The organism is Paenibacillus sp. JCM 9796 (assembly GCF_055379675.1).
On the sequence record NZ_AP043723.1, the window covers coordinates 534,669 to 557,813 of the forward strand.

Below are 23,145 nucleotides of genomic sequence, written 5' to 3' on the forward strand. Positions count from 1 at the left end.
TTTTCTATGCAACCGCTTTTTTCTGCTGAACGCGGGTATCGATTAATGCTCTGCTTTGATAACACCTGCTTTCCTTTTGGTATTTTCCTATAGTGAGGCCACATCACCTCCTTATATCTGATATACTAATATCTTAGTTGTTTGTTGTCAACCGGTTTTTGAATTTTCAATTGAATAGAAAGCGCTATAATGAGGCTGAGGTCTGTCCGTTAGCGCAGCAAAGGACTGCCATGTGGCAGCCCTCACGGTATTTAACCAGCTTCTTTGGCGGACATCACTACATAGTTGTGTGATCATGATCCAACTGAAATACTTGCGTAAAACATACATTTCATGAGAAATATGAAGTGTCCGCGCACGGGGATTACGCCTGCTCAGGGCCGTACCCATTTAGGGCCCTGCCACGTATGGATGTAATACCAGGACTCCCCGTTAGGGGACGTCCATACGCGTGAAGCGGTAACGGTTTGCGGTGTGAAGGTTAGCGCGTTGTTCAGCAACGAACTGTCTACATAAGGCGTATCGAGTGCAATCGATGATTCGGTCAGGTCGAGGCGGGCATTACTCTGCTTCACTCCGAGCTTGGCATCGTTCTCAAAATCCCCTGTCAACTGCGAGGCGATTTCCTTGGCCGGGTTGATCCACTTGCCTGAATCGTCCGCTAGCACGAAGTACCAGCCGTCTCTTCGGCCAATCGCATGAACGGCTTGCGGCTGCTGCTGCTCCGATGGCTCCGCGTAGTAGTCGAAGGGTGACCTGTAATAGTAGAATGGGACGGGAATGTCCAGCTTAAGGTCGACGCTTTCTACACCCTCAAATCCGTACCCATAAGAGTCAAGGTGGATCCATCTCAGTCCTTTCGGGGTATCGATCTGGTACCAGACGCTTGGAGGAACCATGCGCGTCTGCTGAATATACTTCGCGACAGGCTTCGCCACCTGAGGAGGCAGCTTTGGCTCGTCAGTCATCGGATTATCGAAGGGAAATAGGTACACCTCGCTCTCCTGAGCAATCGCGATCATGCCTTCGACCGGATCCCCTTTGTATTTCTCGGCAAAATGATACGGACGAATCCATTTGTTTCCAAGCCAGGAGGTCTGGATCAAATACCACTTATCGTTCGCGTTCGTATAGCAGGGGGTGTAAGGATCGCACACGCTGATGGAAGCAACCGCCTGAACCTGTTGCGGAGAAAGTCCATACGCTGTCATTTTCATCGGTGAATCATATATTGGGGTCTCCTGTTCAAGTAAAGTCAGCGTCTGCTCCTGAAGCTCCAGCTTGCCGTACTTGTAGGAGCCTTCCTTCAAGTTAATCCATGCTTCGCCAAGCCACGTCTCAACCCGCACCTTATCCATACGTGTGATGTCAAGCAGCCTGCTGCTTTCGATCGGGGCTAGATGTACCGATTGGAGGGCACTCAGCGCGCCGATGGCCTCATCCGGTCTTGTCTCGCTGCTTGCATACAGCGTAAAGTCGTCAAGCAAGGTTACATAAGGCATAACGCTTGGCGCGGCGAGCTCCTGCTCTGCGTGAGAGAGCTGCGGTCCGGACAGGACGGCCATGGCTGTGGCCAGCAGCAAGATGAACCATTTGGTCATATCACTCACCTCCTTTCCCTATTTAGACGAAAATTCAACTGAAAAGTTACGTGCGGTGTCTCGCACCATTCAGTCCTGTTATTGCGTTTCGTCTTTCTCTACGACTTCCCAATGAATGCTGATCATCTTATCCACCCAGTTGCGGATATTCATTTCGATCGCTTGTTCGACCTCTTCGTCCATGAGCTCGCCAAGCTTGTTTTCCTCGAGCACGAGTTCATCTACCTTTGCTATTTGACCACCAATAGACAATTCGACTTTAATTCGCATCTACAACCCTCTTTTCGTCTTTTCTCTACATGCAGTCTTTGGCATGATCATCATCTTTTCGATGCGATAAAATTCCATAAAGTATGATGTCAGTTATGTCATTTGCAAGGGAAACCGGATTTGTTTCTTCGTTCACAATCTTGGTGACCATTCGTTCGAGCATGGCAACCATACATTCTGCGGCCACCTCGATCGGCAGGTCTTTTCGGACGTGCCCCGCTTCCTGGTTGCTGCGTAAGTTATGAATGATCATGTCCATCATTTCTTTTTTGATTTGTTCGCTATCAGGCGAATCATAAAGTGCAATTTTGGTCAGCTCAGGGGAAGCATTAAGAAATAAGAACAAATTTTTTAAATTTTCCTTTACTTGCTCTGGAACGTCAGAGCTTGGCAGTGGTGTTACCAGACTCCCTGCATTGGCCAGAACCTTTAAGCGCATTCGATATTCATTGACCAGTTCGGAAAAAATCGCATCCTTGCTCGGGAAATACAAATAAAATGCGGCTTGCGTGAGTCCCGCAGCTTTTACGATGTCGCTTATTTTTGTAGTAAAGTACCCGTTCAGAGCAAATTGTTGAGTCGCAGCCTCCAATAATCGAATGCGGCTTAACTCCCCTTTTTTCGTTCGATTCCTTTCCATATAGGCACCTCTTCAATTATTGAACGATAAGTTAACATTTGAACAGAAAAACTAACTATGAATTCACATAACTAATCAGTTAGTTTTATCACATCTTTCAAATTTTGTCAATGATCTATACGCATACTCGCGGAACAACCATGATCAGGACAAACATGACGACTTTGGAGAGGAAAGCACGGATGCGTAAGCGAATGTCAAACCACAAATCACAAAAAGACACCCCGGAGCATTTTATGATGCTTCGGAGGTGTCTGTTTATACGCCGGAATGCGTTCCCATGCAACTGCCATTACAACAGCCATTGATTCGACGTCGGTTGGAGGGAATTAGACAGCTCGTTTAATTATGGCTTTAATAGTAGACCGTTAAGAACTGCTTGATATCGCTATTTATTTTTTGCAGAAATGGTTCCGACGGGAAATGGCCCATTTCATAGACGGTTGCTGCCGCTAAGTTGGGTATGATCGCTTCTGCGGCCGCGATCACCTTTTCACTTGGGAAGAATATATCCTTTGTACCTGCTAGCACCATAGTAGGAGAGGAGTAATTCACAAGCTCTCTTTTTTCGGTTATTTTCGGCATGTCTTGTTCTAATTTTACATGTGTAAAAATGTCGCCGATTATGTTTTTATCTATTTCCTTCATGCTGTTGAAAGACATCGTATCCGCTATTTTTTGCAATTGCTTTTGCGATGAGCTGATAGTAAACCCTATCATGGGAATTAAGATTTTCTGTATCATTTTCATTTTGGAGCCTAACTTCAATCCAGACGGAGCGACCAAGACCGAGCATGCAATTTTCTCCGGCAGAAACGCTGCTATTCTTAGTATGATGCCCGCGCCATAAGAAGGGCCGATAAATGCACTTTTGTCAACTCCAAAATGCTCCATTAAATCGGAAACCCATAATGCAAAACTGTCATCTTTAGCTGACATTCTTGTTTCCGCACTGTAGCCCGGATGCCCGATTGTGTCTGGAGCGTAAATCCGATACTCCCCAAACAAGGATGAAAACCAGGATAACGTCATCGGGTTAATGCAATTGCCGCCCTGAAAGATAAAGACGGGTTTTCCGTCAACAGGCCCTGTCACTAAGGTATGCGTTCGACCAAAGCGCGTGTCTACGAACACTCTTTCAAATTCAACATGAAATCGCTTCAGGTACGACTCATAATCGTTTAAGATTTTTTTCTTTCCTTCTTCGCTTTTATAAATGGCAGGTACGCTCACTGAAACACCTCAGGCGTTTTTATTAGTTCGTCCTTCAGATTATATCATTATAGCAACGGTCAGCATACCTGTAAGGAAGAAAAATACAATTTGAACATAAAAAAGGCCTCTTGGAGTTATAAGTGTTGTCCTGAGCTTGCCGGCCCAAAGGACGAGGTACTTAAAATATCAGGAGGCTACCCGGCAAGGAGTGTATCGTGCCGTTTCATCGTTCTCATTTTCACCGCAGTTGATCCTCCAATTCCGTTTTTAGTTGTTGTTGAAGATCGATTTTTTTGATTTTCCCGCTAGCCGTCATCGGAAGCGCATCGACAAAAACGAACTTGTCGGGAACCTTGTAATCGGCAACTTTCGATTTGATGTAATTTTTAATCTCTTCCGTTTGCAGCTGCTCTCCGCTTCTGACACGAATGGCAGCGCATGAAATTTCGCCCAGCACAGTATCGGGCAGACCGACGACGGCCGCCTCCATGACGGAAGGATGGCCATATAAAATTTCTTCGATTTCCCTCGGATAGATGTTGTATCCTCCGCGAATAATCATTTCTTTGATTCTCCCGACAATCCGGATATAACCCTGTTCGTCCATGGTTGCCAGATCACCTGAATAAAACCACCCTTCTTGATGGATTGCCGCTTGAGTGGCCTCAGGCATGTTGTAATAACCTTTCATCACGCCAAAACCTCTGCAAGCCAGTTCTCCAACTACTCCCGGACCGACCGGTACCCTGCGGGGGTCAACAATTTTGACCTCCGCACCAGGCAGCACCTTGCCGACGGTCTCGGATCGAATCATATCGTCGTCATTAAAATCGGTAATCGTTAAAGTCGGCGAAGTTTCGGTCAATCCGTATGCGACTACAATATTGCATCCCATTTCCGAGCGAATCCGTTTGACGACTTCCACCGGACATGGAGCCGCAGCGATAATGCCCGTTCGCAAGGAAGAAAGGTCAAAGGAAGCAAAATCCGGATGATTCAACTCTAAAATAAACATCGTCGGTACGCCGTTATGCACCGTCACCCGCTCTTGCTGGATCAGTTCGAGCACATCCTTGGCTTTATACTGATCTACGAGCACCATGCTCCCCGCACAAGCGAACGTACTTAGAATACTCGGCGTAATTCCGAAAACATGAAAAACCGGGACCGCAATAAGAAAAACATCCTCCGGCGTACATTTCATGGCTTCCGCCGAAATTGTACCGGTGTGAGCGATATTGGAATGTGTCAGCATCGCTCCTTTCGGTCTACCCGTCGTTCCAGACGTATACAAAATAGCAAAGACATCGTCTTTGGGTTGAATGTCTTCGGGTACGAACAAGGAGTTTTTGCCTCTTTCTATCAATCGTTGATAGGATATGAGCCCTTCCTGTTCGAAGCGTACCGATACGATCTGGTTCAGACTGTTAACCATATTTTTCGCTTGTGTAAACTGATCAGCGTGAGGAACACCACTGAATTCTTTCGTACAAAAGGCAATCTTCGCGCCGGAGTTCGTCAGTATATATACTACTTCATGCTGCTGGTACCTGGTGTTACAAGGAACGATGACTGCACCCAGAAACGCCGCAGCAAGATAGACGACCACAAACTCGTGCCAATTGGGCAAACAGACAGCTAACTTGTCGCCCTTCCCGACGTTCAGATCACGAAGAGCGGCGGCCATATATCTCGACTCGTTCCAAAGCTCCTCGTATGTCATTCTTCGCGTCCGGTCGAAAATGACTTCTTTCGCCGGATTCCGTTTATATGCCCGTTCAAATACTTGCGCAACCGATAAGTCATACTCATATTTATACATGGGAACTTCCCCCTATGCTCTGGTATCTACCAACCATAACAGACAATGTAAGCACTTTCAATTCAACCGAGAACCGTGACTGATGTTCATTCGTTCTATGGAAAAGGGGGGATTACAGCCGCTCCCAAATGGCTGCAATCCCTTGACCTCCGCCGATGCATAAAGAAGAAACGCCATATTTTTTGTTGCGGCGCCGCAATTCGTATAGAAGCGACAATGTAATTCTAGCGCCGCTAGCGCCTAACGGATGGCCCAATGCGACCGCCCCGCCATTGACGTTGCCGATCTCCGGATCGAAGTCGAGCTCTTTCTGGCAAGCGAGATATTGAGCGGCGAACGCCTCGTTAATTTCAATCAGGTCCAAGTCTTTGATCGTCATTCCCGCTTTATGGAGCGCTTGCCGGATCGCCATGACCGGTCCGATACCCATAATCTTCGGTTCTACACCGACAATGCCCCAGGAAACTAACCGCGCAAGCGGTTTCAGGTTCCGCCGCTTCACATATTCTTCCGAAGCCACCACCGTTACTGCCGCGCCGTCGTTGATTCCGCTGGCGTTGCCTGCCGTCACTACCCCGTCTTTCGTGAAGCGGGCAGGCAGCTTCGCCAGCGTCTCCAGGGTAGTCGGACGGGGATGTTCATCACGGTCCACAACTACACTTTCCTTTCTTCCTAGAATCGTATAGGGGACGATTTCTTCGGCAAAGCGGCCATTATCTATGGCCGCCTGGGCTCTGTCATGGCTTCTGACGGCAAACGCATCGACCTGTTCCCTTGTGATCCCGTATTGCGAGGCCAGATTTTCGGCGGTTATGGCCATTGTGCAATCCCCGTAAGGATCGTACAGCGACTCCCACAAGTAATCTTCCATCGGCGCTTTGCCGAGGGGGATTCCCCATCTTGCTCCACGAATCACATGAGGTACTTGGCTCATATTTTCCGCGCCGCCTGCAAGCGCCAGGTCGGATTCTCCCAGCATAATCGATTGAGATGCATTCACAATCGATTGAAGTCCGGAACCGCAAAGCCTGTTCACCGTTAATCCGGGTACGTGTTTCGGAACGCCTGATTTCAATCCGACATGGCGGCCCATATAGATGGCATCTGCACTGGACTGGATCACGTTGCCAATGACGACCTGATCCACTTCTTCCGCCGTCACATTCGCTTTTTCCAACGCTTTTATGGCGCTGGCAGTCGCTAATTCGATGGCGGATACCTCTTTGAATGATCCTCCAAACTCACCGAACGCGGTGCGCGCGCCTTCGATCAAGAAAACATGACGGATTCCCATGTTACGCCCTCCTACCATCCTGAAAATTGCGGCTTTCGTTTTTCTATAAACGCTCGCATGCCTTCTTTGCTGTCATCGCTTGCATAGGCGTTGCCGAAGCATGCGATTTCCAGATCCAATCCGGTTTGAAGATCCGCTTGACCGCCCGAGTTGACCGATTAACCGCTGCAGCCTTTGTGTTGCGCCGCCTCCGAGCGCCAATCCGTTAACTGCTGCGATCACAGGCTTTGGAAGGGATTCGACCTTCGAAAAGGCATTTCGGGATACTTGGCAAAATTGAAGGACTTCCCTGGTATTCAGATTCAGCATGTCTTTAATATCCGCACCTGCGGCGAAAGCTCGGTCCCCCTTGCCTGTAAGGACCACGGCCCGCACATCATCGTTTTGTTCCCATTCGTTAAAGAGCAACCCGAGCTCCCGGAACAACTGCCCGTTCAACGGATTGATCCCATCCTCTGTTATTTGTGGTAAACATACTTAAATTCATCGTAGAAATAATCCATGACGCGATCTAAGATGTAATCGCTTACTTAAATTCATGATAAAGCATTTTTCCAGCTTCTATAATCGGCGGATTGCAGGAATCTGCAACGGAACATTCAGCAGATTTGCGGAGGAGACAGGTCCAGCAGATCGTATAATTTATAGGCCATCAGCAGGCTGAACCGCTGCTCGGCTTGCTCAATATCGATTTGCAAAATTTCCCTGATTTTATCCAAACGGTATTGCAGCGTGCTCCGATGAATATATAACGCCTCGGAGGTCTCTCTCATACTTCCGTTGTTTGATAAATAGCTCCGGAGGGTATGAAACAGATCAGCTCCGCTTCCCTCCGTATAACGCAGCAGCGGCGCCAGCTTTTTTTGCACAAAAATCGTTGAAATTTTGTGATCGGTTAATTGATGAAGAAGAGAGTAAGACTCGAACTCTTCAAAAATGGCGAATCCCGTTTCCGGGTAACGAAGGCGAATCAGGTTCGCGGTTTGAACGGCTTGTTTGTACGCAAAATAGTAATCTTCCATCCGTTCGGTACGTCCGCCAACACCCAAATAAACATGACAAGATGGCATTTCAGCTTTGGCGATTTTTTGTACCTGCTGATACATCGACTGCCAATAAGCTTTGGCATTTGTCTGCTCGTTTGTCACGCGGCTGATGAGGATAAACTCATCGCCTTTTCTCGTCAAGATTACCCCTTGATCTTGATTCGAGAGCGCCATTTTCATAATATCCCACAATCTTGATTTCTTCTCCTCCACTCCAATGAGATCGCTTTCCCGCTCCACTTCCATATCAAGCTTCACTGACAAATACGCCACCCGATGAGAATCATAGACGTTCCAGTTGATAAAGGTGGTATACTGTACGACTTTCTCCGGATCCTCGATTTTTTCGGAAAAAAGCTGATTCATGAAACTTTCCTTCACCTGTTCTCGCGTATCCATCACCAGTTTTTGCTTAATAAACTCGATGGCGTACACATTGAGCGCGTTATTGACGGTTAGTCGGAGAACATCGTCCCAGTACTTGCGGTCTGAGAACACTGCTAAATAACCTAACTGCCTGCCGCCTCCAATAATCGGCCAGATGCTCACATAACATGGCCCTTCGTCCAGCTGAAGCCATAATTCATCGGATTTAATCTGCCGGATTTGCTGTTCATGCTCTTTAACGAGATGCAGCAAATTGGGCAGCGATAGCTGTTCTTCCTTCATAGCATGATGAGACAGCAGCCGCAGAAGCCGATCGAATAGAAAAACCGAATAACCGAAAATGGAGCTGACGGTTCTGGTGATCTCGTATAGACTCTCCTCCTCGATGGTCTTTTTTACAAGTTCCTGTTGATGGATCATGATGTTCTGCAGTCTTAATCTGCGCTCTTGTTCGTTCTGAACTAATCGGGCGTTCTCTATCTGCATAGAGACATGCGTCGATAAAAACTCAAGCAGCTCCAAATCATCTTCGGTAAACACTCCATCTTGCTTTCCCGAGACATGAAGAATACCGATCGTTTTCAAATTAACGACCAAGGGCACCGTTAATTGTTCGCCCCCGGCCTTCCCGAAATACGGAAACAATCGCGATAGATTGCTTTCGTTATCGATCACCATGTTATCGGGGGATACGAATGTCCCATAAGACGGGGGCTGATAAATTAAACAATTGTTTTTTTCGTCATACAAAAAAATGCTTGCTGCCGCTGCCATCGTTCCTTTCCCAGCACGGTCGACCATTTTTTCCACCATATGTTCGATTGACGTACCGGGGAAAATATTTTCCCTCAACCACTCCATGCCTTTGATTTTTCGCTTCTGGCGTTCTTTATCCCGGGCTAACTCCATAGCTACCGCGACATCCCGGCCAAATTCCACGAAATAGTTTTCCGCTTCGACAATGAGAGGGACAAAATTGCGAAATCCGATGATGCAAATACCGAATGTCTTCTCTCTTTCCTTCAAAGGAACGGTAAACCAAGTCGAGAGCTTCTCGTTCTCCAACGCTTTTCTGAAATCGCTATCGCTCATTCCACTCTCGTTCGGCCACCAAAGCGCGTCTTGAAGAAGCCTGGAATCAGGATCGACAGTCAGATGAAGGGTATGCTTGACTTGAAGGGTTTCTCCCCTCCACACCTTAGGAATGAGCTGATCCCCTTCTTTCAATAAAATGGCGACAAAGTCGGAAGTAAAATCCATCCAAAAAGAGTCCATTAAATAGTGAAGCGTCTCTTCCAAGGTGTCGAACTTGACGAGCTGCCTTGCGAGATCACGAAGATGAGATTCGATCTTCTGCTTCAGCCGTTCACGCTTAGTCAACTCGTTCATTTCATTCACTCCCGAAACTATTTATTATGTTTTTTGATTGACAGTGTTTTTTACATAATTCAATTTGACGTCTTTATGTAAATTCCTTTAATTTATAAAAATCATTTTGGCAAATAAAAATCGGTGCAGCGTCGCACCGACATTTTACCCTTTGATTGGACATGGATATCACCGTTCTCCGTCGTTCACACATTTCTCAACCATTTGGAACCAGTTTCTCGCCCGCCTTATGACCCAGTAACAAAATGGGAATCAGCAGTAATCCTAACGGAAGACTCAGTCCTATATCGGTCAACGTTATCAGTTTCTCACTTAGCAGCCTGTAAAAAACATAAATCGTATAAGGAAGGATGATGAGGACACTCGTAACCACTCCCGGCACCAGCATTCTTACGAATACGGCCTGACCGATATGCATAAAAACATGAAGCAGCATAACCGCATTGAAACCCAGGAACAGCAAGTAACTGCCATGTTCAGCCGCCATAAACGTACACGGAACAAACACTACAAATTCAAGGCAAACGGCAACGGAAAACTGCGGCGCCGTCATTCGTGAGAATGAATCGAGCGTGTTTCTGAACCGCCTCGGCACCTTCCGGTAAATGCTTGGTTGATGCCTCCGAAACCAGGGCTCGATCCGGATGATCTCCTCAAAGTCATGAAGCATAAAGGCAACAAGAAATAACCAAATTACCGAGTTGATGCTGATAAAGGAATCCAGAAATTCAACCATGTCATACAACCTCGCTTCCGTCCTAATTTGTGTGAATTCGAACACCACAAAACTAACTTTAAAGTTATATAACTTTAAAGTTAGTTTAGGACAGCATGAAGTAATTGTCAATTGTTTTTGCAAAGTTTGCCATCTTTATGATCCCGAGACTGACGACTGCCTGATAATTCCGTCATGGATGGATTCATCCCGCTCCTGTATGTTATAATTTCTAAAGATTTCCACGAATCATGCCGAATATTGGAGGGACCGATTATCGCATACTTCGCCGCCTTTCTCGTATCGTTTCTCGTCGTACTGCTGCTCATTCCACCGCTTCGCAGATGGGCGTTCCGCATCGATTTCGTGGACAAGCCCAAGCCCGATGTCGAACGTAAAATTCATCGCGATCCGATTCCGTTAACCGCCGGTATCGCGATCTTCGCCGGGTTCGTCTGCGCGTACATGACGTTTATCACGTTCCAAGGCAGCCGCACCGTATCGCTGCTCATCGGTTCGCTGCTCATCGTCTGCATCGGGCTCGTTGACGACTGGTACAAAACGCACGGCAAAGAACTTGCCGCCTGGCCGAAGCTGATCGTACAGCTCGCCGCCGCGATCATTGTGTACAAATCCGGCGTCGTCTTCTACGGTTTCAACAACCCGTTCGGCGGCGAGGATATTTTACTGCCGGTTTATTTGCAATTTTTCTTAACGGTTACCTGGATATTCGGCGTCACTACGGTCATTAACTTCTCGGACGGCATGGACGGATTGGCCGGCGGGTTGTCCGCCATCTCCGCCGTCACGCTGTTCGTCGTCGCCTTGGCCAAAGGCCAGTCGGACTCCGCGATGATGGCTATCATTCTCGTCGGCGCCGCGGTTGCGTACCTGCGGTACAACAAACCGCCTGCGAAGGTGTTCATGGGTGATGCGGGTGCGACGCTGTTCGGATTTCTGCTCGCGGTCGTGGCGCTGGACGGCGCATTCAAGCAAGCGACGGTGCTGTCGCTGCTCATCCCGATTCTTGCGCTTGGCGTGCCGATCTTCGACAACATCTTCGTCGTCCTGAAGCGGCTTCGCGAACGCAAGCCGATCTATCAGGCGGATGCAAGCCAGGCGCATTACCGGTTGCTGCGCAGCGGACTGAATCCGAAACAAGTCGTCCTGTTTCTCTGCCTGGTCAACATGTGCTTCGGGTTAAGCTCGATCATTTTGCTTTTACTCAACGTTTAATGAAGCTGCTTATCCGCGGTCCATATGCAATAAAATTCAAACGGCCTTCCCGTACGGTTAACCCGCGGGAAGGCCGTTTCTCGTACGCGCTATCCTTCTACACCCGTTCCTTTCGGAACGCGAAATAAACGGCGCAGCGCATAAGGGACAATAAACAGAATAAACAAGATGCGAAACATCTGGTACGCCACCACCATCGACACGTCCGCATGGACAACCGAGGCGGTTACGCCCATCTCCGTCATGCCTCCGGGCGATAAGCTCAAGAACGCTGTAGCCATGCTGATCGGATGAAGGAGACTGAAGATGTAAGCCAGCACCAGGCAGAACGCGACGATCGCGAGCCCGCCCGCAAGCGAGTAAGGCAGCAGCCTTCGCCAACCGGCCAAGGCGCTAAAGCGAATACCGAGTCCGAGATAAATCCCGAGACTCCATTGTGCGGCGAGCACAAGCACGGAAGGCGGATGCGGCGGCGCCCAATCCGCAATCATCATGAGCGCCGAAGCGATGACAGGGCCGAGAAACCAGGGCGTCGGCATTCGCAGCCGGACGGCAGCCAACCCGGAGACCAGCGCCGCAAAGGCCGCAACCACGGCCATGAACGCTCCGCCCCCGGCGAAGCCCGACCCGGTTGAGTCAGCCACGGAAGCTGTAGGCATCGCCGCAGCCTCACCGCCGCTCAAGCCGTGCACCGCCAGGAACGGGACGATGAAAACGACCGTGAGAAGCCGGATCGTCTGCATGAACGTGACGATCGTTCCATCCGCTTCGGGAAACTCCTCTCCCAGCACGACCATCTGCGAAAGCCCGCCCGGTATGCTGCCGAGCAAGCTGCTCTGCGGCGTAATCCTCGCAGCGCGGGCAATCCACACCGACATCAGCAAGCTGAAGCCAACCGTCAGCACGGTCGACGCGAGCATCGACGGCAGCTGGCCGACGATTTGGCGCGCGCTTTCCATCGTGAACGACAGCCCCATCCCGTAACCCAGCAGCAGCAGGCCTCCGTTGCGAAGCGTTACCGGCCATGCAAGCTGTCTTTTGGTCAAGCCCTGCCACAGCAAGGTAGCCGTTAACGGTCCCAGCATCCAACTCAGCGGGACGTGCATCAGCGAGAACAGAAGCCCCCCGGCGAACGTGACCGCCGCCGTTTCCAGCAAGCGAACCGCTGCTGTTTGTAAGCTTTCCTTCTCGTGAGATCGATTTGAACGATTCGATTCATTCGAGTCTTCCATGAAGCCATCATTCCCCTACGTCAGCGCTCGGCTTTATTTCAAATTCTCCGGATTCAATTTCTCCAAATCCGGTACGACAAAACGTCCGTCCTTGCGGATGAGCTCGCCGTCGAAATAAATTTCGCCGCCGCCGTATTCCGGCCTCTGAATGAGCACCATGTCCCAATGAACCGATGAACGGTTGCCATTGTCCGCATCCTCATATGCGTTGCCCGGTGTAAAGTGAATACTGCCGTCGATTTTCTCGTCGAACAAGATGTCTTTCATCGGCTTCTGAATATACGGATTGACCCCGATCGCAAACTCGCCGATATAACGGGCGCCATCGTCCGTATCCAGGATATCGTTCAGCTTTCTCGTATCGCTGCCGGTCGCTTCGACGATCTTGCCGTTCTCAAACCGGAGCACGATGTTCTCGAATCCCGTTCCGTTGTAAATGGTCGGCGTGTTGTACGAAATGACGCCGTTCACCGAATCTTTCACCGGCGCAGTGAACACTTCGCCGTCGGGAATGTTGTTCTTCCCGGCGCATTTGATCGCCGGAATATCCTTGATCGAGAAGGTGAGATCGGTTCCCGGGGCAACTAGCCTTACTTGGTCGGTACGCAGCATCCGCTCGACGAGGGCATCCATCGCCGACGACATCTTGCTGTAGTCCAAATTGCAGACCTGGAAATAAAAATTCTCGAAAGCTTCGGTGCTCGTATTGGCGAGCTGGGCCATCGACGCGTTCGGGTAACGCATGATGCACCACTTCGTATGGTTGACCCGCTGATCCGTAACCGGACGCTGGAATATTTTGGTATACAAACGCATCTTCTCATCCGGTACATCGGACGTTTCGGTAATGTTGTCGCCGCTGCGAACGGCCAAATACGCGTGCATTTTTTTCATCCGCGCTAGCTCCAGCTCAGCCATTTGCGCGTAAAGCGCCTCGGTTCCGCCGAGCATCAGGCTGCGGGTCACTTCCGGATTCCGGAACTCCAGGAACGGATTTCCTCCTGCCGCATACACTTCTTCTATTAGACACTTGGTCAATTCCTGATCGCGAAGCCCAATCATTTCGATCAGCACGTTTTCTCCCGGCTGGAGATCGATCGAATAACGCACCAAATTTTTCGCAAACTGTTTCAGTCTTGGATCCCGCATCTGCATACGCTCCTTTGGCAACTGCCCTACAATTCTACTTCCAATGTAACGAATTTCCGTTCAAAGTTCAAATTCAGCAACCCGCCCTTCCAAAAAAATGAGTAAAAAAGCCGACTCCTGATGAAGGGGTCGGCTTGGTCGTCTATTCGTTATTTCAATGAATGCTTACCGGAGAATCGTCGCTGCGGTCCGCCGTACCGTCTAAATAGGTCGAAGTCAACAATTCTTCCGGCTTAAAGAAGTTGGCGATCTCCCGCAACGCGCTTTCAGGCGAATCCGAGCCGTGAATGACGTTCTTGGCCACCTCGGAGGCGAAATCGCCGCGAATCGTACCCGGAGCCGCATCGGCCGGGTTCGTTTTGCCCATCATGGCGCGGGAAATTTGAATGATGTTCTCTCCCTGCCATACCATCGCGAACACCGGTCCCGACGTGATGAAATCGACGAGCTCGCCGAAGAACGGCTTCGCTTTGTGCTCCTCATAATGATATTCTGCCTGTTCTCTCGTAATCCGGATGAGCTTGGCACCGATCAGCTCGAATCCGCGCTGTTCAAAGCGATTCACAATATTTCCGATTAATTGGCGTTTCACGCCATCAGGTTTCACCAATAAGAACGTCTGCTCCATAAACGACTCACTCCATCCACTAATTTGTACGCGATTCAACCCAAGTCTCTTCAATCAGTATTCCCATTTTTTCTCATTTTTATGAGTTAAGCAATATGTTCGCTCAAGCTCCGTTCGGCATCGGACTGAGGATGGCCGAGCGCCAGCTGCGCTTGAGCGGCTGCAATCCGGGCAAGCGGCACTCTGTACGGGGAGCAGCTTACATAGTCCAGTCCCGCCGCATGGCAGAAGAAGATCGATGACTTATCGCCTCCATGCTCGCCGCATATGCCTGTTTTCAATAACGGCTTAACCGCTTTGCCCTGCTCCACCGCCCATTCGATCAAGCGGCCGACGCCGTCCTCATCCAGCACTTGGAACGGGTTTTCCGGCAGCAGCTTCGTTTCCACGTAATGCGCAAGAAATTTCCCTTCCGCGTCGTCCCGGCTGTAGCCGAACGTCATCTGCGTCAAATCGTTCGTACCGAACGAGAAGAAGTCTGCGTGCTTGGCAATTTGCGCCGCCGTAATCGCCGCTCTCGGAACTTCGATCATCGTCCCCACATGGTAAGGGAACGTGGCCGCCTTATCGCCCAGTATCGCCTCCGCCCGCTTCGTTACAAGCTCACGCATCCGGATCAGCTCGTTCGCATGCCCGACCAGCGGAATCATAATATCCGGCCGTACGTCGATACCTTCCTCCAAGCAGCGCACCACGGCGCGGAAAATAGCATCCGCCTGCATCTCGTAAATTTCCGGCAGGACGAGACCGAGGCGGCATCCGCGAGTCCCCAGCATCGGGTTCATCTCGTGCAGCGACCGCACTTTGCGCAGCAGCTTCTCGTTTCGGTCGATTTCCTCGGACGAGGCATTCGGGTCATTGCGCAATCGTTCATGCTGAAGCACCAGCTGCTCCATGTTCGGCAAAAATTCGTGCAACGGCGGATCCAGCAATCGAATCGTAACCGTCAGCCCATCCATAGCCCGGAACAACCCTTCGAAGTCTTGCTGCTGCATCGGCAGCAGCTTCTCGAGCGCTTCGGCCCGCTCCTCCGCCGAATCCGCCAAAATCATGGCTTGCACGACCGGCACCCGCGCCGCCGACATAAACATATGCTCCGTACGGCACAGCCCGATGCCTTCCGCGCCGAAATCCCGGGCTTTCGCCGCATCTTCCGGCGTGTCCGCATTGGTATATACCTGCAGCGTGCGGATATCGTCGGCCCACCGGAGCAGCTGCTGCAGCTCCTCCGTCAGCTCAGGCTCGCGCAAGTTAACTCCGCCTCGAATGACGCGGCCGGTCGAGCCGTCGATCGAGATCGTGTCGCCTTCCCGAATCGTAACGAACTCGCCACCGGCGTGTACGACGAACGATCGGTCTTCGATTCTTGCGGCCTCGCATCCGCATACGCAAGGCTTACCCATGCCCCTGGCGACGACGGCCGCATGGCTGGTCATGCCGCCCCGGCTCGTCAGTACGCCTTCGGCGGCAAGCACGCCGTGTATGTCTTCCGGCGTCGTCTCCGAACGCACGAGAATCGTTTTGCGGCCGGCGCGCGACCACGCTTCCGCCAGGTCGGCATCGAACACGGCTTCTCCCGTCGCAGCGCCCGGCGATGCCGGAAGCCCCGAAGCCAATACATCCAGCGCCTGGTCCACGTCAATGGCCCGGTGCAACAACTGATCCAAATGAAACGGCTCGATTCGCTCGACGGCGTCTCCCCGGCTGATTAACCCCTCGTTGGCCATATCCACGGCGACCTTGACCGCCGCCTGCGCCGTCCGTTTGCCCGAACGGGTTTGCAGCAAATAGAGCGCCCCTTGCTCCACCGTAAATTCAATATCCTGCATATCCTTATAATGCTTCTCCAGCATCGCCGCCGTTCGCTCCAACTGGTCGAACACGAGCGGCATATCCGCACCGAGCTGTTCGATCGGTACCGGCGTGCGAACCCCCGCAACGACATCTTCCCCTTGGGCGTTAATCAAATATTCCCCGTACAGACGCCGTTCCCCGGTCGAAGGATTGCGGGTGAACAATACGCCCGTACCCGAATCGGCCCCCAAATTGCCGAATACCATCGCCTGGATATTGACCGCCGTTCCCTGTTCGTCGGGAATGCGGTGGATTTTGCGGTACACTTGGGCCCGCGTATTGTTCCACGAACGGAATACCGCTTCGACCGCCAGCTCCAATTGTTCGCGCACGTCTTGCGGGAACGGACGGCCCGTCTCTTTCACTACGATTGACCGGTACGATTCGATCAGCTCTTGCCAGCCTTCGGCACTTACTTCGCTGTCTTGTCCGACACCGAGCCGCTGCTTCAGTCGGGAAAGCTGACTTTCAAAGTGATGCGATTCAATCTGAAACACGACGTTCCCAAACATTTGGATCAAGCGCCGGTAGCAGTCGTACGCGAATCGCGCATCCCCCGTTAATGCAGCCAGCCCGGCAACCGTTTCATCGTTTAACCCGAGATTGAGAATCGTATCCATCATCCCGGGCATCGAGGTGACGGATCCGGAACGCACCGAAACGAGCAGCGGCTTCGCAGGATCGCCGAATTGCTTCCCTTGGGACGACTCCAGCACGCGCAGCGCGGACGCCACCTCTTCGCGGACTCCGTCCGGAAGCTGGCCGCCCAAGGCGTAGTAGGCGCGACAAACGTCAGTGGTCACCGTAAACCCCGGAGGAACCGGCAGCCCTACCCGGGTCATCTCCGCCAAGTTTGCCCCCTTCCCGCCAAGCGTCGCTTTCATATCCGCATGCCCCTGATCAAACGGTACAACGAACTTCATGCAAATGCCTCCTCTGAACAATTCGGTCATAGTCTGAATTAACGAAATTAACGTGCGTTTTATTCCACTTGTAAATCACATCTAAAACATAACATACAACAATTTCTTTGTAAATAGTGTGTACTATTTAATTTTAATGACACACTATTAAACAAACATCTCGAATTTATCTGCTGTCGCTCCATGTTCACTTTTTCTTGGCGCAGACCCCTTGTTGAACGAACCCCATATCGCGAAAGTCCAGGAAGCTGCGGAACTACGGCGGCCCTATGCGCCTCACCCGTCACGTTCACACAAAAATAGCGGAGCTCCGATGCCTTATTCGCCCAAACCGGGGATTTCCCCCGGCTTTAGAGCGAATGGCTCATCGTAACTCCGCTATCATACATTCCGCCGGTCTAATCGGCAATATAAGGAATCAGGATTCCGCTACGGCACACCGTCACCTCACAAAGACGGCATGTACGCGCTCATCCTCGGCCTCGCACAACGTTAAACGCGCGCCGAGCGCCGCAAAGCTGCCGATCACGTCGTCGTAACCGCGCTCCAGGTGCTCTACGCCGGTAATTCGCGTCACCCCATCGGCCGCCAGAGCGGCTAGCACCAGGCTCGTTCCGGCACGCACGTCCGTCGCATGAACCCAAGCGCCGAAGAGCGGCCGTCCGCCGCGGATAAAGGCGCTTTCCTGCCGAACCTCAATGTCGGCGCCCATCCGCCGCAGCTGCGGCACATGGTTGAAGCGGTTCGGATAGACGCGCTCGGTGATGATGCTTTTGCCCTTTGCCTGCGTCAACAGCGCCGTCATCGGCTGCTGCAGATCGGTAGCGAAGCCGGGATACATCGACGTCCGCACCCGCGTCGCTTTAATCGAACCGCGCCCGTAGGCGGTAATGCTCGTCTCGTCCACTTCCAGCTCCATCCCGCATTCCTCCAGCTTGGCCAGGCATGCGCCCAAGTGTTCGGGGATGACCTCGCCTACGGTTACACGCCCTCCGGTGATGCCCGCCGCCATCAGAAAGGCGCCGGCGATAAGCCGGTCCGGGATCACCATATGGCAGCCGCCGTTCAAATACGGCACGCCCTCAATCCGGATGCGGTCCGTGCCCGCTCCGTATATTTTGGCGCCAAGCGCATTCAAGAAAGCTGCCGTATCGACGACCTCGGGGTCGACCGCGGCATTATACAGGTTCGTTCGCCCTTGGGCTCGAACGGCCGCCAGCATGCCGTTGATCGTAGCGCCCGAGGTGACCGTGTCGAAATAAATGTCGGCACCCTTCAGCTGTCTCGATTCCACCACATAGTGGTCTTCGTGAAAAATAACGGTGGCGCCAAGCGCTTGAAATGCTTTAACATGCTGATCGATCGGTCGCGACGAGAAATCGTCTCCGCCCGGAAATCCTACCGTCACACGGCCGAACTTGGCGAGCAGCGCCCCCGCGAAATAATAGGAAGCGCGGTATGACGCCGCTTTGCCGGGATCGATGGTTGCACTATGAATAAACCGCGGATCAATCACAACCTCGCCCGTCGGCTTGCGAACGAGCGACATTCCGATATCCCGTGAAATTTGCGCGATCACCTTGACATCGTCAATCAGCGGAATCCCCTCCAGCGTGACGACGTCATCGGCCAAACAAGCCGCCGCAAGCAGCGCCAGCGAGCTATTCTTCGAGCCGGGAATTTGCACCGAGCCTTGCAGCGGCCCGGCAGGCTCCACTTGGATATAGCGCATGCTTATCCCTCCCTGGTTATAACGGTTACGGCGCGTCATGGCGACAAGGTAGTCAGTCACCATGGCAGCCGCCTATTTGGAATCCAGCTCGAGCACATATCCGCTGCCGCGAACAGCGCTGATCAGGAACGTGTCTTTCCCGTACTTTTTACGGATACGATAGACGAGCGCGTTCAGTTCGTCCATCGTGACATCCGGCACACCGTCAGGTCCGGTCGTGCGTTCGGACCATACGTTTCGTTTAATGTCATCGATGGCGACAAGCCGGTTCGCCTGCTCGTATAACAAATGAAGCAGCAAATATTCCTTCTCCGACATCGCGATTCGCTTCCCGTCCACGACGCATTCCCGCTTCTCCCAATAGATCATCGAAGGTCCGCTCGGCTCTTCCCATGCCTGGGTCATGCTGAGCGGTTCGAACTCCAGCGTCTGATCGGCGAACAAATAGGAAAAATGCAGCACGGTCATCCCTTTCGCCATCTTAATAATGTCGAACGATTGGAGCGGGTACGGCACATGCGGTTCCACCAATACCCCGTTAAGCTCGGTACCGTGGCGTGAATCCAGATCGTATAACACCGCCTTCTCCCCTTCCCGGCGGATAACGACGTGCTTTCTTGAAATAAATGCGTTGGAAAAAGCAAAGTCCGGGGCGAAGTTGTTCGTAGCGCGCCCGATCACCGTCTCTGCTGAAGTCAGATGAAGGCACGTGCCCGAACGAAACGGTTCTCCCCGGATCACATATAGACAAGCGTAAGTATCCAGAACGTTTCCCTCCACTATCACAGCAAAAATACGAGTATGACGTATAAAGATTGCAGTCTTTATCATCATATCGTATTTTCAAGAGTAAGGGAAATATCTGCTGGCTGACGTAACGCTTACTTTTCAGTTATGGCTGCTTCGTTTAGACGTCCCTCTCGTCCGTCTCGTCCTTCTCGGCGTCTCCGGCCTGACCTCTTTTCTTTGGCTGCGAATTGTACCCGCGCTCCCCATAAGGCTGAAGCTCGTTTAGCCACTTGCTCTCCATGACGTGCAGCTCATGATTGACGTCCTGGAAACTGTCCTTGCGAAGCTTCAGGCGTTCCAGCACCTCGAACGTAAAATCCCCTTCATCCGCTTCGTTCCAATCCTTTTGAAGCTGTACATTCCGGCTCGCACCCATCTTTAGCTCAAAAGGCAAGCGTCGCTCCATCGCTTCCAGGTTTTTACTGGCGCCGACAAGCGCCTTGCCGTTCTTTCCGTTCACAAATCGAAACACGCCGATCTGCTGCTCTTTCTCCTGGTAGGCCCTCACCAGCTCCTTGCGCCGTTCCTTACTCATAGACAACCTCTCCTCCTCTTGCGCTGCTGCCGGCGCCCGCTCCGATGACGAAACGGCGGCGCCAACCCAATATCGGCGTCCGTCCTCCGTCCGCTCCAATAACCCATGATCGACCATATACCGGCGGATGACGGCATAGTCGTGCCAAGCCTGCTCCAACACTTCGTTAATGTCGGCTTCCGAATAGATACGGCCAGGCTGAAAACGCCTGACGAGTTCTTCGGCGATCAACGCGCGGACCTTCTCCTTACGCGGCCATGCCCGAAGCGGACCGTCCGTTCCGTACGGAAAATAATCGTTGTCACGCTCCACCGTCTCCTGCAGCGGCTGTACACCTGCCGGCTTCTGCTTTTTCTTGTCTTTCACCGGGCTACCGGCCGAGGCCGCCGCCCTGCCTTTTTCCATCAACGACATCAGCACCAGAAAAAGCTTCGCCTGCTTCTCCTTCTCCCGCAGCGTGAACCGATGATTGCGAATCGTCGACGCGCTTCCGCCGCCCAATCGCTCGATCACCTCGGCATCGCTCATCCCTTGATGGAAAAATTGCAGCAGCTGCCTTTGCAGCACGGACAAACCGGTCCACTTTTTGTCCAAATGCAGCAGTGCGTGAAAAACCGACCCGTGCTCCCGCACGATATGCTTCGTCATCCATTTCTCGGCGTCCCACCAAGCTTGTTCGTCCGGAGACGGATAAATAACCCCTTGCTCGGAAGAGCTGCCGCATATTAAACACGTGTAACGCCCTTCCTCCTCCTCATAGATGTAACCCCGTTCGATCTCTTCAAGCGAGGCCCGCTCCATCCCGTCGATAAACATGCCATCCATCGCAAACCCTCCTATTTATATAGACATATTAATAGTACGTTTATATATTGTCAAACATTAATTAAATTTGTCTATTAATTTTCCATTATCCCTGTGAAACATACATAGAAGTCATCGTCCGGATCTTTGCTTCTCTTCAATGCGTCAAGCTTCTACCTCCCTGTCTCCAGAAATGATATAATGATCATGACATTGCGAAAGCGATTACCGTTACTTCATCTTAGGAGATCAACCATGCGCCTATCCCGAACCGTCCGTACTTTATCCGCATCTTTACTAACCATGATGCTTCTTCTCTTACCGACTTCCGAATGGATAAACCCGGATCGCGTGCCGGTACGGTCGATCCCCTCGCTTGACATGGAACCGGCGACCGACTGGGAGCCCGAACAGCTGAACAAACCACCGAACATTATCGTTGTGCTGAGCGAATCGTTCTGGGATGCCACACAGCTGCCCGGGCTTGTGTTCAGCCGCGATCCGGCGCCGATTTTCCACAGCTTGCAAAAACGGTATACACACGGCACCATGCTCTCGCCGATGTTCGGCGGCGGCACCGCCAATGTCGAGCTTGAGGTGCTGACCGGGCATTCGTACCGTTTTTTCCCGAAAGATTCGATCGTGTATGAGCAATACATCAAACAACCGACGGCCTCGCTCGCCAGCCTCCTGGCCGGCCAAGGCTATGCGACAACGGCGATCAGCCCGTTTCACGGATGGTTTTTCAACAGCTCCGAGGTGTATAAATATTTGGGTTTCTCCCAATTTATCAGCCTCGAATATTTCAACCCGGACGAATACGTAGGTCCGTATATCGGCGATCACGCCGTAGCCAGACGGATCATCGAACAGAGCGAGCAGAGCCCGGGCTCAGACTTCATTTTCGCCAACACGATGGAGAATCATTACCATTACTGGCCCGGCAAGTTCAAACGGAATACGATCGACGTGAAAGGCAAGGTTTCCCCGGAAGCGATCGGGTTAACGGAGACGTACGCGCAAGGGATGGAAGGCGCAGATCGGATGCTTGAGGAGCTGATCGTTCATTACAGCCGGTTGAAGGAGCCGACGATCATCGTCTTTTTCGGGGACCATCTGCCGTCGCTCGAGAAGTATACGGTTTATGAGGAGACGGGCTACATTACCGGCGAGAACGACCCGGACTTCTTGACCAAGATGCACGAGGTTCCCGTGGTTATCTGGAACAACTACTTGCCGCGCGAAAAGAACGAAAAGCTTCATTTCAGCCCTTCGTTTCTCGGTCCTTACGTGCTCCATCTCGCCCAACGGGAAGGCAGCCCGTACACGGACTATTTGTACGATTTATCGCAAAAAATGCCGCTTGTTCCGCCCGAAGAAGCGTATGCCGAGATGGGTGTCGACCCGGCGATGGTCGCCGACTACCGCAGCCGGCAGCAGGCGATCCTGGAACAGGAGCAGCAGCGCGCCGACGAAGCGAAAGCGAGGCTCTCCGGCTTCAAGCTCGGCTATGGAGCGCCTGAAATCCGGCGGGTCGAACCATCTGTCATCAGCGCCTCCGAGGATGCCTTAGGACGCACCACGCTAACCGTCGAAGGCGGACGCTTCGGACTCGGCTGCTCGATATTCGTTAACGGCAAGCAGCTGGAGACGGCCTGGCTAAGCGAGTCATCGCTCAGTGCCGCCCTGCCGCGGGAGTTGACCGCCAAGCCCGGCGCGCTGACCGTGGAAGTGAAGGTGATCGACTCGAAAAAACAAATATTAGCCGTCTCCTCGCCGGCCACAGTTACGGTTCAAGCGATGAACAAGTGACGGCATCCGGGAATAGGCCTTAAGTTGAAAAGGACAGGGAAGCGTCGGCTTCCCTGTCTTTTTCGCGTTCAA

General features: G+C 51.8%; 17 protein-coding genes and 1 pseudogene. 2 read left to right on the forward strand and 16 right to left on the reverse strand.

Annotated features, from left to right (window positions below; genetic code table 11):
• Positions 1–374: 374 nt before the first annotated feature.
• The 9 genes and pseudogenes from ACZ439_RS02740 to ACZ439_RS02780 all read right to left on the reverse strand — a co-directional run bounded on the left by ACZ439_RS02740 (position 375) and on the right by ACZ439_RS02780 (position 10,400).
• Positions 375–1,601 carry a hypothetical protein gene (locus ACZ439_RS02740; protein WP_464620593.1) on the reverse strand — a complete coding sequence of 409 codons (1,227 nt, stop codon included), beginning with the start codon at positions 1,599–1,601 and terminating at the stop codon, positions 375–377.
• A gap of 78 nt (positions 1,602–1,679) precedes the next feature.
• Positions 1,680–1,871 carry a hypothetical protein gene (locus ACZ439_RS02745; RefSeq protein ID WP_054795259.1) on the reverse strand — a complete coding sequence of 64 codons (192 nt, stop codon included), beginning with the start codon at positions 1,869–1,871 and terminating at the stop codon, positions 1,680–1,682.
• Between the two features lie 25 nt (positions 1,872–1,896).
• The gene (locus ACZ439_RS02750; protein ID WP_464620594.1) at positions 1,897–2,511 is read right to left on the reverse strand and encodes a TetR/AcrR family transcriptional regulator; all 615 of its coding nucleotides are present in this window, start codon (positions 2,509–2,511) and stop codon (positions 1,897–1,899) included.
• A 354-nt stretch (positions 2,512–2,865) separates the two neighbouring features.
• On the reverse strand, positions 2,866–3,744 hold the full coding sequence (locus ACZ439_RS02755) for an alpha/beta fold hydrolase (RefSeq protein WP_127605617.1): 879 nt from the start codon (positions 3,742–3,744) through the stop codon (positions 2,866–2,868).
• Positions 3,745–3,964: 220 nt separating this feature from the next.
• Positions 3,965–5,548 (reverse strand): long-chain-fatty-acid--CoA ligase, encoded by a 1,584-nt coding sequence (locus ACZ439_RS02760; protein WP_464620595.1) that lies wholly within the window; start codon positions 5,546–5,548, stop codon positions 3,965–3,967.
• A 112-nt stretch (positions 5,549–5,660) separates the two neighbouring features.
• Positions 5,661–6,842, reverse strand: coding sequence for an acetyl-CoA C-acetyltransferase (locus ACZ439_RS02765; protein ID WP_464620596.1), 1,182 nt, complete (start codon positions 6,840–6,842; stop codon positions 5,661–5,663).
• A gap of 11 nt (positions 6,843–6,853) precedes the next feature.
• Positions 6,854–7,304: pseudogene (locus tag ACZ439_RS02770) on the reverse strand (enoyl-CoA hydratase-related protein).
• 137 nt (positions 7,305–7,441) lie between these two features.
• On the reverse strand, positions 7,442–9,664 hold the full coding sequence (locus ACZ439_RS02775) for a helix-turn-helix domain-containing protein (RefSeq protein WP_464620597.1): 2,223 nt from the start codon (positions 9,662–9,664) through the stop codon (positions 7,442–7,444).
• Between the two features lie 196 nt (positions 9,665–9,860).
• Positions 9,861–10,400, reverse strand: a complete 540-nt coding sequence (locus tag ACZ439_RS02780) for an HXXEE domain-containing protein (protein WP_127605627.1) — start codon at positions 10,398–10,400, stop codon at positions 9,861–9,863.
• A gap of 240 nt (positions 10,401–10,640) precedes the next feature.
• On the opposite strand from ACZ439_RS02780, the gene ACZ439_RS02785 reads away from it, so the two are divergent.
• Positions 10,641–11,615, forward strand: a complete 975-nt coding sequence (locus ACZ439_RS02785; protein ID WP_230875987.1) for an MraY family glycosyltransferase — start codon at positions 10,641–10,643, stop codon at positions 11,613–11,615.
• An 89-nt stretch (positions 11,616–11,704) separates the two neighbouring features.
• On the opposite strand, the gene ACZ439_RS02790 is transcribed toward ACZ439_RS02785, so the two are convergent.
• The 7 genes from ACZ439_RS02790 to ACZ439_RS02820 form a co-directional block, all read right to left on the reverse strand.
• The gene (locus ACZ439_RS02790; RefSeq protein WP_141334030.1) at positions 11,705–12,847 is read right to left on the reverse strand and encodes an AbrB family transcriptional regulator; all 1,143 of its coding nucleotides are present in this window, start codon (positions 12,845–12,847) and stop codon (positions 11,705–11,707) included.
• A gap of 33 nt (positions 12,848–12,880) precedes the next feature.
• Complete coding sequence (locus ACZ439_RS02795; RefSeq protein WP_127605633.1) at positions 12,881–13,996, reverse strand: aminopeptidase; 1,116 nt, start codon at positions 13,994–13,996, stop codon at positions 12,881–12,883.
• A 154-nt stretch (positions 13,997–14,150) separates the two neighbouring features.
• The gene (ndk, locus tag ACZ439_RS02800) at positions 14,151–14,624 is read right to left on the reverse strand and encodes a nucleoside-diphosphate kinase (RefSeq protein ID WP_054795267.1); all 474 of its coding nucleotides are present in this window, start codon (positions 14,622–14,624) and stop codon (positions 14,151–14,153) included.
• 86 nt (positions 14,625–14,710) lie between these two features.
• Positions 14,711–17,401, reverse strand: coding sequence for a pyruvate, phosphate dikinase (ppdK, locus tag ACZ439_RS02805; RefSeq protein WP_054799056.1), 2,691 nt, complete (start codon positions 17,399–17,401; stop codon positions 14,711–14,713).
• A 442-nt stretch (positions 17,402–17,843) separates the two neighbouring features.
• The gene (murA, locus tag ACZ439_RS02810) at positions 17,844–19,133 is read right to left on the reverse strand and encodes a UDP-N-acetylglucosamine 1-carboxyvinyltransferase (protein WP_127605635.1); all 1,290 of its coding nucleotides are present in this window, start codon (positions 19,131–19,133) and stop codon (positions 17,844–17,846) included.
• A 72-nt stretch (positions 19,134–19,205) separates the two neighbouring features.
• Positions 19,206–19,967, reverse strand: a complete 762-nt coding sequence (locus ACZ439_RS02815; protein ID WP_306439331.1) for an FHA domain-containing protein — start codon at positions 19,965–19,967, stop codon at positions 19,206–19,208.
• A 73-nt stretch (positions 19,968–20,040) separates the two neighbouring features.
• Positions 20,041–21,282: a DUF2087 domain-containing protein gene (locus tag ACZ439_RS02820; protein WP_464620598.1), complete on the reverse strand. Its 1,242-nt coding sequence runs from the start codon at positions 21,280–21,282 to the stop codon at positions 20,041–20,043.
• 234 nt (positions 21,283–21,516) lie between these two features.
• Here ACZ439_RS02820 and ACZ439_RS02825 point away from each other — a divergent pair, with 234 nt between their 5' ends.
• The gene (locus tag ACZ439_RS02825) at positions 21,517–23,073 is read left to right on the forward strand and encodes an LTA synthase family protein (RefSeq protein WP_372812926.1); all 1,557 of its coding nucleotides are present in this window, start codon (positions 21,517–21,519) and stop codon (positions 23,071–23,073) included.
• Positions 23,074–23,145 lie beyond the last annotated feature (72 nt).